This is a genomic window from Limnohabitans radicicola (assembly GCF_014837235.1).
Taxonomy (GTDB): domain Bacteria; phylum Pseudomonadota; class Gammaproteobacteria; order Burkholderiales; family Burkholderiaceae_C; genus Limnohabitans_A; species Limnohabitans_A radicicola.
The window spans coordinates 1,021,041-1,033,178 of the sequence record NZ_JACYFT010000001.1; the positions used below are offsets into that span (position 1 = coordinate 1,021,041).

13 protein-coding genes are annotated in these 12,138 nt (G+C 63.1%); all 13 read right to left on the reverse strand.

Annotated elements, in window-relative coordinates; genetic code table 11:
- Positions 1–101: 101 nt before the first annotated feature.
- The 13 genes from IC609_RS05010 to IC609_RS05070 all read right to left on the reverse strand — a co-directional run bounded on the left by IC609_RS05010 (position 102) and on the right by IC609_RS05070 (position 12,133).
- A complete protein-coding gene (locus tag IC609_RS05010; protein ID WP_191818330.1) occupies positions 102–1,091 on the reverse strand; it encodes a 2-dehydropantoate 2-reductase in 990 nt (329 codons plus the stop codon).
- Entirely contained in the window at positions 1,088–1,882 is a 795-nt protein-coding gene (locus tag IC609_RS05015; protein WP_191818331.1) for a class II aldolase/adducin family protein, read from the reverse strand. Before IC609_RS05015 ends, IC609_RS05010 begins: the two co-directional genes overlap by 4 nt.
- Positions 1,883–1,910: 28 nt before the next feature.
- Positions 1,911–2,900 carry a Bug family tripartite tricarboxylate transporter substrate binding protein gene (locus IC609_RS05020; RefSeq protein WP_191818332.1) on the reverse strand — a complete coding sequence of 330 codons (990 nt, stop codon included), beginning with the start codon at positions 2,898–2,900 and terminating at the stop codon, positions 1,911–1,913.
- Positions 2,901–2,939: 39 nt separating this feature from the next.
- Positions 2,940–4,670, reverse strand: a complete 1,731-nt coding sequence (ilvD, locus tag IC609_RS05025; RefSeq protein WP_191818333.1) for a dihydroxy-acid dehydratase — start codon at positions 4,668–4,670, stop codon at positions 2,940–2,942.
- Between the two features lie 7 nt (positions 4,671–4,677).
- Positions 4,678–5,490 (reverse strand): aldolase/citrate lyase family protein, encoded by an 813-nt coding sequence (locus IC609_RS05030; protein WP_191818334.1) that lies wholly within the window; start codon positions 5,488–5,490, stop codon positions 4,678–4,680.
- 10 nt (positions 5,491–5,500) lie between these two features.
- Positions 5,501–6,322 (reverse strand): 2-oxo-hept-4-ene-1,7-dioate hydratase, encoded by an 822-nt coding sequence (gene hpaH / locus IC609_RS05035; RefSeq protein WP_225223987.1) that lies wholly within the window; start codon positions 6,320–6,322, stop codon positions 5,501–5,503.
- A gap of 75 nt (positions 6,323–6,397) precedes the next feature.
- A complete protein-coding gene (locus IC609_RS05040) occupies positions 6,398–6,826 on the reverse strand; it encodes a 5-carboxymethyl-2-hydroxymuconate isomerase (protein ID WP_191818335.1) in 429 nt (142 codons plus the stop codon).
- 15 nt (positions 6,827–6,841) lie between these two features.
- Complete coding sequence (gene hpaD, locus IC609_RS05045; protein ID WP_191818336.1) at positions 6,842–7,768, reverse strand: 3,4-dihydroxyphenylacetate 2,3-dioxygenase; 927 nt, start codon at positions 7,766–7,768, stop codon at positions 6,842–6,844.
- 49 nt (positions 7,769–7,817) lie between these two features.
- Positions 7,818–8,783, reverse strand: coding sequence for a tripartite tricarboxylate transporter substrate binding protein (locus IC609_RS05050; RefSeq protein WP_191818914.1), 966 nt, complete (start codon positions 8,781–8,783; stop codon positions 7,818–7,820).
- Positions 8,784–8,803: 20 nt separating this feature from the next.
- Positions 8,804–9,238, reverse strand: coding sequence for an MAPEG family protein (locus tag IC609_RS05055; protein ID WP_191818337.1), 435 nt, complete (start codon positions 9,236–9,238; stop codon positions 8,804–8,806).
- A gap of 29 nt (positions 9,239–9,267) precedes the next feature.
- A complete protein-coding gene (gene hpaE / locus IC609_RS05060; RefSeq protein ID WP_191818915.1) occupies positions 9,268–10,737 on the reverse strand; it encodes a 5-carboxymethyl-2-hydroxymuconate semialdehyde dehydrogenase in 1,470 nt (489 codons plus the stop codon).
- A gap of 2 nt (positions 10,738–10,739) precedes the next feature.
- A complete protein-coding gene (locus IC609_RS05065) occupies positions 10,740–11,504 on the reverse strand; it encodes a fumarylacetoacetate hydrolase family protein (protein WP_191818338.1) in 765 nt (254 codons plus the stop codon).
- A complete protein-coding gene (locus IC609_RS05070) occupies positions 11,501–12,133 on the reverse strand; it encodes a fumarylacetoacetate hydrolase family protein (RefSeq protein WP_191818339.1) in 633 nt (210 codons plus the stop codon). Before IC609_RS05070 ends, IC609_RS05065 begins: the two co-directional genes overlap by 4 nt.
- Positions 12,134–12,138 lie beyond the last annotated feature (5 nt).

Below are 12,138 nucleotides of genomic sequence, written 5' to 3' on the forward strand. Positions count from 1 at the left end.
TGCGATGTCGATGGCTGAATTATTGCAAAAACCAGTTTTACTGTCTATTAAAGAATCTTATTTAAAATGGTGATTTTAGATTTTTTAACAACACATATGTACTAATTTTGTAAATTTTTAACGAATACCCGAGTTAAACCCATCAAAGCGTCGGTGAATGGCGTGTGGACACCCGTCATTTGCCCCAATTCGCGCACCGCGCCCACCAAAGCATCCAGCTCAATCGGCTTGCGGGCCTGAACATCCTGGAGCATGGAAGTCTTGAAAGCCCCCAGTTTGCGGGTCACGGCGTGCCGGTCTTCCGGGCTCTGATCGATTGGGATGCTGATGCGCTCGCCAATGGCCTTGGCTTCGAGCATCACGCTCGAAATGAAACCGCGCACCAGTGCGTCGTCTAGGATCTGGTCGGTGGTGGCCCCAGTGATGGCGCTGACCGGGTTGACGGTCATGTTGCCCCAGAGCTTGTACCAAATGTCTTTTTGAATCTGTGGTGAGAGCGTGGCATTGAAACCTGCTTGCTTGAGCAAGGCATGCAAGGCCTGCGCGCGTGGCGTGGCTTGCCCGGAGAGCTCACCCACGATCAGGCCATCGCCAAAGTGGTGGCGGATCACGCCCGGTGCATCGACCGAGCAGCTGGCATGCACCACGCAGCCGATGATGTGCTGCGCGGGCAAGGCGCGGGAAATGGTGCCCTCGGGGTCCACGCACTGGAGCGTGCGACCCGCCACCGGCCCGCCAAAGCCTTGCAAAAACCACCAGGGCACACCGTTCATGGCCGTGAGCACGACGGTGTCCGGGCCGATCAGCGGCCCCACCTGTGCGGCCACCGAAGACAGCGCAGGGGCTTTGACCGAGATCACCACCAAGTCCTGCACGCCCAAGACGGCCGCATCGTTGGACGCCTTCACCGACACCGTGTGCAGGGTGCCGCCCTGGTGCAGTTGCAGACCGTGCTGTTGCAGGGCCGCCAGGGTGTCGCCACGCGCCAGCACGCTGAGCTGCGCGCCTGTGCGTGCCAAGTGCACCCCCATCCAGCCGCCGATGGCGCCCGCGCCGACGATGGCGATTTTTTGAAATGCCGGTGTGCTCATGCGCGCCACCCACTGTCGATGCGATCCACCTGACGGACCAAGGCATCGAACACGTCTTGCCCCGCCCCGTGGTTGGGGTTGAACTGCAACGCATCGCGTGTGCACTTGGCAGCAATGGCTTCAGGCACCGGGATCGGCGCACCCATGCTTTGTGTGGCCAGCTGAATCTCGCAGGCACGCTGCAGCGTCCACAGGATCGCAAATGTCTGCGGCAAAGTGGTGCCCCAGGACAACAGGCCGTGGTTGCGCAGGATGACGGCGGGCTTGTTGCCGATGCTTTGCAAGACACGCGGCCCCTCTTCGGCATGGATGGTGATGCCCTCGAAGTCGTGGTACGCCACCATGCCGTGCAGTTGCGCCGAATAAAAGTTGCTTTGCGAGAGGCCGTCTTTGAGACAAGCCACCGCCACACCCGCGGTGGTGTGGGTGTGCATCACGCAGTGCGCGCCCTCAATGCCGCCGTGCAGCGTGGCATGCACCACAAAGCCAGCGGGGTTGACCTTGTGGGACGAGCCGTCCAGCACATCGCCTTGCATGTTGATCTTGACCAGATTGCTGGCGGTGACTTCGCTGTAGTGCAGCCCAAAGGGGTTGATCAAAAATTGCTTGTCGCCACCGGTCACGCTGTCGGGCAGGCGCAGCGTGATGTGGTTGTAGATCATCTCGGTCCAGCCGAGCATGGCAAACACGCGGTAGCAACTGGCCAGCTGGAGCCGCGCCTGCCATTCATCGGGGTGCATGTGTGCAGGTGCAGGGACATGGGTGGACGCGGGTTTCAAAACGGCATTCATGGCGCGAACTCCAGACAGGATCAAAGACTCAAGCCTCGGCGGTGAAGCCGATGGTCTTGACGATGGGTGCCCACTTGGCGGTGTCCTTGCGAATCAGCTCGGACAATTCGGCAGGGGTGCTGGACAGGGCTTCCAGACCGAAGGTGGCCAAACCGTCCACCACGTCCTTGGAGGCCAGTGCGGCCTTGACCGCGGCGTTCAGGCGCGCCACCACATCGGGCGCAGCCTTGGCGGGCAGGAAGAAGGCGAACCACTCGCTGTGCACCATGTCCTTGAGGCCCTGCTCGGCGTAGGTGGGCACATCGGGGGCAAAACGGTTGCGCTTGGCGCCCGACGTGGCCAAGATGCGCACCTTGCCCGTGGGCAGGTGTTGAGTGATGTCACCAATGGGGCCACTGACGGCCGCGATCTGGCCACCCAGCAAATCGAGCATGGCCGGCTGTGTGCCGCGGTAGGCCACATGCTTGATCTCGACACCCGCGTGGCGGCCCAGCAAAGCACCCACAAAGTGCGGTGTGGAGCCTGCGGCAGGCGAGCCGAAGTTGGCGAGTGTGGGGTTGGCTTTGGCCCAGGCCATGAAGTCGTTGAGGTTCTTGACGCTTTCAGGCACGGCAGGGCCCACGGCAAAGCCGAAGTCGAACACGCAAGCGATCGACACGGGGCTCAGGTCGGTGGCTGGGTCGTAGCTGAGCTTTTTGTAGATGTGCGGGTAGATGGTCAGCATCGAGGTGGGCGTCTGCAGCATGGTCGCGCCGTCAGCCGGTTGGCTCTTGACGAACTGGATGGCGATCTGCCCCCCTGCGCCGGTCTTGTTTTCAACCACTGCAGCCTTGGCGTAGCTGCCGGTCAATCGCGCAGCCACACGGCGGCAGGTGGTGTCCGAGGTGCCGCCAGCGGCAAAGCCAGTGACGATCTTGAAGTTCTCGATCTGGGCCTGGGCCATGACCTGCTGGCCCAAGCTGGCCAGCAAAGCGCCAGCGCTGGTGGATTGAACGAATTGACGACGGGAAATGCTCATGGAAGTCTCCTGGTTGAAGTTGAAATACACGCTCACAAATCAAGATTCATCGCGCAGCCAATGGACTGCGCCCGAATGGGTGACCGCCCCCTGGTGGCTGGGGCGGACGGTCAAAGCATACTTTTCCAGCAGGCCCCCGCGCTGCGCTGCAGCGAACGGGGACCAGCGGGCCAGCCGCTGCGCCAGTTCGGCGTCGCTCAGCTGCACGGCAATGCTGCGGGCCTCGGGGCGGGCGTCGATGGTGATCAGGTCACCATCGGGCAGCGCGGCAATCGGGCCTCGGTCTGCCGCTTCGGGGCCCGCATAGCCAATGCACAAACCCCGCGTAGCACCAGAGAACCGTCCGTCGGTGAGCAAGGCCACCTTGTCGCCCATGCCCTGCCCGTACAGCAAGGCGGTGATGCCCAGCATCTCGCGCATGCCGGGGCTGCCTTTGGGGCCTTCGTTGCGAATCACGATCACATCGCCCGGCTGGTAGGCCATGGCCTGCACGGCGGCCTGGGCTTGCTCTTCGGATTCAAACACCCGCGCAGGGCCCTGGTGCACCAAGGTCTTGAGCCCGGCGGTCTTGAGCAGTGCACCGTCAGGGCACAAATTGCCCTTGAGCACCGCCAGGCCGCCGTCCAGCGACAAGGCTTGCTCCACCGAGCGCACCACCTGGTCATCGGGCGCGTTGGCCGTGGCGAGTTCCTGCGCCAGCGTGCGGCCGGTGTAGGTCAGCACATCGCCATGCAGATGGCCCGTGCGCAGCAATTCGCGCAGCACCACACCTGCGCCACCGATGTAGAACATGTCGCGCGCCAGGTATTGGCCGCCGGGGCGCAAATCGGCAATCAGCGGGGTACGCGCAAACACCTCGGCCACATCGTCCAGATGAAAGCGGATGCCCGCCTCGTGGGCAATTGCCGGGATGTGCAGCGCCGCATTGGTCGAGCCGCCCGTGGCGGAGACGATGGCGCAGGCGTTTTCGAGTGCTTGGCGCGTGACGATGTCGCGCGGCAGGGGTGCGTCGCCCATCACCGCCGCCATCAGGGTTTTGGCGGCGCGGCGCAGCAAAGGCGCCCGCTCGCTGAAGACCGCAGGCACCATGCTGGAGCCAATCGGGGCCAGGCCCAGCGCCTCAGACACCATGCCCATGGTGTTGGCCGTAAACTGCCCGGCGCAAGCACCCGCTGTGGGCAGGCAGGCGCGGCTGATGGCGTCGAGTTCGTCCTGTGTGGCGTCACCGGCCAGCACCTTGCCGATGGTTTCGTAGGTGTCGACCACGTTCAGGTCGCGGCCATGCACACCTGGGGTCTGGCCAGGCAAGGCCGAGCCCCCGTGCACAAACACGCTGGGCACATTGCAGCGCACCATGCCCATCATCAGGCCCGGCAGGTTCTTGTCGCAGGCCCCAATGCCAAAGATGCCGTCCCACTGGTGGCCACGCACCGAGGCCTCCACACTGTCAGCGATCAGCTCGCGCGAGATCAGCGAAAAACGCATGCCCGAATGCGCCATGGTCAGGCCATCGGACACCGACACCACCGGGCATTCGTGCGGCGTGCCGCCTGCGGCATAGATGCCGGTCTTGGCATGCTGGGCCTGCTCCCGCAGGTTGAGGTTACAGGGACTCATCTCCCCGCCCGTGTGGAACACGCCCACATGCGGGCGGGCGATGTCTTCCTCGTCCTGACCCAGGGCATGCAAAAAACTGCGCGTGGTGGCGCGGATCGTGCCTCCGTAGATCGTGGCCGATCGGAATTTTCGGGGCGGCTGCTCGTTGCTCATGGCCGCATCAATAGGTTTGACCCGGGGTGGCCGCAGGCACGACCACTTGCTTGAAATGCGCGGCCAGGTCGGCGGTCTGGCGCATCAGGATTTGCGTGTCCAGACCCACGGCCACAAAAACCGCCCCCAGCTGCAGGTACTGCGCAGCCAGTTGCCGGTCGGGCGTGAGGATGCCGGGCGCCTTGCCCGCTTTGAGAATGCGCGCAATGGCATCGGCAATCGCCGCCTGCACCTCGGGGTGCGCCGCATTACCCACGTGGCCCATGCTGGCCGACAAATCGGCAGGCCCAATGAACACGCCGTCCACACCCGGCGTCGCGGCGATCGCGTCCAGGTTCTTCAGGGCTTCGAGCGACTCGACTTGCACCAGCAGGCACACCTCTTCATTGGCACGCTGGAAGTAGTCTGCGTAATGGCCCCAGCGCGACGCACGGGCACCGGCCATGCCGCGCACACCGCCCTGGCCATCGTTTTGCGGGTAACGCATGGCTTGCACCAGCTGGGCCGCCTGCTCAGGGGTGTCAACCATGGGCACCAGGATGTTCTGTGCGCCCAGGTCCAGGTACTGCTTGATGAGCGCTGTCTCACCCACGGGCACGCGACACACGGCATGGCTGCCCGGGTAGGCGGCCAGGGTCTTGAGCTGGGCCAGGATGCTGCTCAGGCTGTTGGGCGAGTGTTCGCCATCGATGACCAGCCAGTCGAATCCGGCCAGCGCACAGATTTCGGCGCTGTAGTCACTGGCCAGGCCCATCCACAGACCGATCTGGGGACGGCGCTCGCGCAGAGCTTGCTTGAAGGTGTTGACAGGGGTTTGCATGGCGTAGCTCTCAGACAAAACGGAATTGAAGTTGGCCCAATGGCCCATAGTCGGCATCAAACACATCGCCCACCTTGGCGGGCGCGGGTTTGGTGAAGGAGCCGGCAAGGACGATTTCGCCCGCCTGCAAATGCTCGCCCCAAGGCGCGAGCTTGTTGGCCAGCCAGGCGATGCCCACGGCCGGGTGCCCCTGAACGCCCGCTGCCAGACCGGTTTCTTCGACCACGCCGTTCTGGCGCAGGATGGCGCCGCACCAGGGCAGATTGGTGGTCAATGGATCAACCCGCTGGGCCCCCAGCACGATGCCTGCATTGGCCGCGTTATCGCTGATGGTGTCGAACACTTTGCGCATGACCTTGGTGTGGCGGTCGAACTGTTCGATGCGAGAGTCGATGATCTCGATGGCGGGCGTGACGTATTCGGTGGCATCGAGCACTTGCTCCACCGTCACGTTCGGGCCGCGCAGTGCCTTCTTCAGGATGAAGGCCAGCTCCACCTCGACGCGTGGGGCGATGAAGTTCTGGTGCGGGATGTCCAGCACCTGACCGGGTGTGCAGGTGTAGAGCATGTCGTCCAGCAGCGTGCCGTAGTCGGGCTCGTCGATCTGGCTGGACACCTGCATGGCGCGACTGGTGAGGCCAATCTTGTGGCCGATCATGGTGCGGCCCTCGGCGAACTTGATCTGCATCCAGGCGCGGTTGATGCGGTAGCCGTCTTCGATGGTCATGCCCGGGAAGCGTTTGGAAAAGTGCTCGATCTGCACACGCGATTTTTCGGACTGGTTGAGCTCTTGCGCGAGCTGCTGGATCTGGTCTTCGGTGAATATAGACATGGTTTGACTCTTGCGGGCGTTTCAGAAATGGGGGTCAGAGCCCGAGTTTGCTGGCGCGAAATCGGGATCCGACCCCTATTTCTGAAACAAGGGATGGAGGTTGCTGTGCTTGGCGTCGAACACCTCAGGCCCGACGTCGATCTGCAGCGTGATGCCGATGTGGCGCTGCGCCATGACGGGCGCAAAAAAGGTTTTGGCCACTTCGAGCAGGGTCTGCCCGGCGCGCTGTTGCGTGGCTTCGGTGCGACCACGGCCCATGCGCACATTCAGGTACACAAAGGCGTAATCGCCCGTGCCCCCGGCTTCGCGCCCTGCTGCGCCGCCATCGGCGACAGCGTAGTGCGGCGCGGGATAGGCCAGCACACGCGTGCCGCCTGTGGGGAAGACCTGTTTGTCTTGTTCGTCCCGGACGGTGAGCATGGCGTCGGCCATCTGGCGGCAGAGCGTGGTCATGTTGACTTCAGCGTCCAGCTGGCCGGTGTAGAGGATCACGAGATGGGGCATAAGTTCCTCTCCGAATCACAAACGGGTGCTGATAGCGGTGTAGCCCTCGGCGCTGCTGGCCACCGGGGCAGGCACCTGCGCGCCGTCCTGCGGTGTGACTTCAAAAATCGCGTTGAGCTGGCCCGTACCGCTGGCCCCGAAGTACGGCGTGACCATGTCCACACCGCCGTCATAGGCCGTCCAGCCCAGAGCGCCCATCAGCATGGCGGTGTCGTGCATGAAGCCTTCGCCGTGGCCCTTGCTGGCGTACTCGGGCAGCATCTCGCAAAACGCCTTCCACTCGCGGTTCGACCACATGTGCAACACCTGCTTGTCGAGCTGCTCCAGAAACGGGCTCCAGATCTTGTGGGCAAACTCCGGCGCCAGGCCGTTCTGGGCAAAGCGGTGCGACAGCGAGCCGCTGGCCAGAAAGGCCACCTTGCCGTCGTAATGTTTTTCCACCGCTTCGCGCATGGCCCAGCCCAGGCGGGCGCTGTCATTGAGGTAATGCACCATGCACAAGGCCGAGACCGAGACCACCTTGAAATGCTGGTCTTCGTTCATGTAGCGCAGCGGCACCAAGGTGCCGTACTCGGGGTCGAGCGTGGTGTTGTCGTGCGCCAGTGTTTCCACGCCGTGTTCATTGGCCACTTTGGCCAGCAGGTGCCCCAGCGCGGGGTTGCCCGGCGACTCGAAAGTCATGTGGTTGATGAAGTGCGGCAGTTCGTTGCTGGTGTAGCTGCCCTTGAAGTGCGGCGCGCAGTTGATGTGGTAGTTCGCGTTGACCAGCCAGTGCGTGTCAAACACCACCAGCGTGTCCACGCCCATGGCGCGGCAACGGCGGCTGATTTCCTTGTGCCCGTCGATGGCGCTTTGGCGTGTGCCAAAGCGGGGGCCAGGAATTTCGCTCAGGTACATGCTGGGCACGTGGGTGATTTTGGCGGCGAGGGCGAGCTTACCCATAGCGAGCACTCCTGGTATTTTCGAGTTGTCCCATTTGCGTGTTTCCTTGTCAGCTCTCGGCCGTGATGCCCGCCTTGCGGATCACCTGCGCGTATTTGTCGGTCTCGCTGCGGATGAAGGCGGCAAAGCGCTCGGACGTCCCCGCCAGCGACACAATGCCACCATCCGCAAAGGCCTGCACCACAGCGGGTGCCTGCAAGGCCTTGTTGATTTCAAGGTTCAGGCGCTGCACCACCGCATCGGGTGTGCCGCTGCGTGTGAGGATGCCGTTCCACGAATTGGATTCGATCGCCAAGCCTTGCTCGGTCAGCGTCGGAATCTGCGGTGCCAAGGGCGATCGTTTGGCCGTCGCCATGCCCAAAGCGACGAGCTTGCCGCTTTGCACATGCTGGCGGAACTCGGGCCAGTTGCCGAACATCACCGTGACCTGGCCACCAATCAGGTCGTTGAGCGCCGGGGCCTGGCCTTTGTAGGGCACGTGGATCATCTCGATGCCGGCTTGCGCTTCGAGCATGGCCCCCGAGATGTGGGCCGAGGTGCCCGCGCCAAAAGAGGCGTAGCTGAGCTTGCCGGGCTGCTTTTTGGCGGCTGCGATCAGGTCAGCCACGGTCTTGAGGCCGCTACCGGGGTGCGTGGCCAGCACATGCTCGGACATGCCCATGAGGCCGACCGGGCGCAGGTCGCGCTGACCGTCGTAGGGCAGGTTTTTCACCAGCGTCTGGTTGACACAGAAGCTGTTGGCCACGGTGACCAGGGTGTGGCCATCGGCTGGCGACTTGGCCGCCAGGTCCACGCCCAGCACCGTGCCCGCGCCTGGCTTGTTGTCCACCACCACGCTCTGCCCGAGTGATCTGGTGAGCTCGGCGGCGATCAGCCGCGTGACCACGTCGGTGGTGCCCCCGGGCGGGAAAGGCACGATCAGGCGGATGGGCTTGGCGGGCCACGTCTGTGTCTGGGCCTGCCCAGCCCAGGGCAAGGCGGCCACTGCGGAAAAGATCAATGCGCGACGCTGCATGGCCAGTCCTGTCTGGATGGTCATCCCATCAGCTGCAACAAGGTCAAGCCCCACACCACCCAAAGCCCCAGCAAGACCAGCATGCTGGCCGCGAAGAGTTTGAAGCGTGTGAACACCACATTGCGGCCGCAGTGCACCACACTGTGGCCCACCCTCAGCAATACATAGAGGCAGGCCAGCACCAACGCGCTGACACTGACCGTTTGGGTGACATACAGACCGATGCACGCCACATAAAACATGACCGGCGTTTCGAACAGGTTGGAAAAATTGTCTGCACAGCGGGTGTCCTTGAGGGTGGCTGCAAACTCACCACGGGTGGACACCTTCTGGGGATGCACGCGCAGCGCCTTGAATTGGCGAACACGCTCACGGAATGTCAGATACGCCACCACCAGCACCAAGGCCATCATGGCAAACACCGGCACCCAAATGGCCAAAGGGTTCACTGTCATCGTCATCTCCTGTATCAACTGTGTTGCACTCAAACACCCCAATGCGGGATGTGGTGACCACCGAGGCTGACCGCCACGTTCTTGGGTTCGCAGAACACTTCGTAGCTCCAGGTGCCGCCCTCGCGGCCGGTGCCGCTGGCCTTGGTGCCACCAAAGGGCTGACGCAGGTCGCGCACGTTCTGGCTGTTGACGAAGCACATGCCCGCCTCGATCGCAGCGGCCACACGGTGGGCCTTGCCCAGGTTCTCGGTCCAGACATAGCTCGACAAACCGTATTCGATGTCGTTGGCTTTCTGGATGGCGTCAGCCTCGTCCTTGAACGGGATCAGGCAGGCCACGGGGCCAAAGATTTCTTCCTGCGCGATGCGCATGCGGTTGTCGACATCGGCAAACACCGTGGGCCAGACGAAGTTGCCGTTTTGCACATGGGCGGGCAAGTCGGTGGCATATGACGGCTTGTCCAGGCCACCGCAGAGCATCGTCGCGCCTTCTTTGGGACCCAGCTCAATGTAGCTGCGCACTTTGGCCAGGTGGTTTTGGCTGATCATGGGGCCGACGATGGTTTTCTCGTCGAGTGGATCACCCACGGTGATGCGCTTGGCGCGCTCTGCAAACCTGGCCGCAAAGTCGGCATAAATGCTTTGCTGCACGAGGATGCGGCTGCCTGCGGTGCAGCGCTCGCCGTTGTTGCTGAAGATCATGAACACGGCCGCATCGAGGGCGCGGTCCAGGTCGGCGTCTTCAAAGATCACAAAGGGGCTCTTGCCGCCGAGTTCCATGCTGAACTTTTTCAGGCCCGCGCTTTGCACGATGCGGTTGCCGGTGACGGTGGAGCCGGTGAAGGAAATCGCCCGCACATCGCGGTGCGAGACCAGCGGCTCGCCCGCCTCCTTGCCGTAGCCGTGCACCAGATTCAGCACGCCCGCAGGCACACCCGCCTCCAGCGCCAGCTCGCCCAAGCGTGCGGCCGTGAGGGGCGACAGCTCGCTCATCTTGAGCACGGCGGTGTTGCCAAAAGCCAGGCAGGGCGCGACCTTCCAGGTGGCGGTCATGAAAGGCACGTTCCACGGGCTGATCAGCGCGCACACGCCCACGGGGTGGAACAGGGTGTAGTTAAGGTGCGTGGGCGTGGGGTAGGTGTGGCCATCCACGCGGGTGCACATCTCGGCAAAGTAATGGAAGTTGTCGGCCGCACGGGGCACCAGTTGCTTGCCCGTCTGGCTGATGGTCTGGCCGCAATCCCTGGTCTCGGTTTCCGAAATCTCGGGCACGTGTTTCGTGATCAGGTCGCCCAGTTTGCGCATGATCTTGGCGCGCTCGGTCGCGGGTGTGGCGGCCCATTTTGGGAAGGCTTCCTTGGCGGCCGCCACGGCAGCGTTCACTTCCGTCTCGCCGCCCGAGGCGACTTCGGCCAGCACCTCTTGCGTGGCCGGGTTGATGGTTTCAAAGTAGTCGCTGCCCGCGACGCTCTTGCCGTTGATCAGGTGGTCGATTTTCATGTTCATGCTTTCACGATGGTGTTGGTCAAGGCGCCAATGCCTTCGATCTCGGTGACGATCACATCGCCGGGCTGGCAATCCACAATGCCGTCGGGCGTGCCCGTCAGGATCAGGTCACCGGGGTGGAGCGTCATGAAACTGCTGAAGTACTCGATCAGCGTGGGCACGTCGAAAATCATGTCGGCCGTGCTGCCGCTTTGCGTGACCTGGCCGTTGACGGTGGTCTGCAATTTCAGCGCCATCGGGTTGGGGATGTCGGCGGCATCCACCAGCCAGGGGCCGATGGGCGTGCAGGTGTCGCGGTTCTTCACGCGCAGGTTAGGGCGGTACCAGTTTTCGAGGTAGTCGCGGATGGCGTAGTCGTTGGCCACGGTGTAGCCCGCGATGAAGTCGCACGCATCGGCTTTTTTCACATGCCGTGCAGTGCGGCCCACCACCACGGCCAGCTCACATTCGTAGTGCATGTACTTCACATCAGCGGGGCGCTTCGTGAAGGCCTTGTGCCCGATCAGCGAGGCCTGGCTTTTCATGAAGGCCAGCGGTTCCTCGGGCGCCTTGAAGGCGAGTTCCTTGGCGTGGTCGGCGTAGTTCAGGCCCAGCGCGATCACGGTGCGCGCCTGCGCGATGGGCGCAAGAGGTGGCAGCCAAATGACCTCGTCAAACGACACGCGGCGACCGGCGTGCGGACCTTGCGTCAGGAGCAGTTGGCCATCGGACTCCATGGCGTCGTGGATGGCGCCCGACCAAGCGATGCGTGCGTGTTTCATGCAGCGGCTCCCACGGTGGTGACAACAGAGGCCAAACCAAGGGCGGAAATCTCCACCTTGTCTCCGGCTTTGGCCCGCGGGCGTGTGCCGTCAGGCAGGCAGTCGGTGCCCACCATCAACACATCCCCGGGTTGCAGCGTCATGAACTCGCCCACATCGGCCAGCAGCGTGGGCAAATCGCGCATCAGCTCGCGCAGGTCGAGGGTCTGCACCAACTCGCCATTGCAGCGCACAGCGATTTGCAACCCAGCCCAATCCTGCGCCTGACCAGGAGTCACCTGCTCAGGCAACGCCAGAAAACCATCGCGGCAGCGGAACTTGACCGGCGGGCGGTAATAACTGGTGTGCGGGACGCTCCAGTCATTGAGCAGCACCGCGCCCACGACCTGCGCCTGTTGGCCGATCACCAGCCCCAGCGTGGCGCCGATGTCCACTTCGCTCACGCCGTCCTGCAGCAGCAAGTCCTGCCCAGCGAGGCTGAAGGTGTTGGCCGTCTTGACGTAGAGCACGGGCGCTTGGGGCGCGGCCTTGTGCGGGTCTTGCGTCATGCGCGCAGACCACAGGTCCCACTCGCGGCGGAAATTGAGCAAGGTGCCGTACACCGTGCCATTCGGGGTCCATGTGGACATCCTCG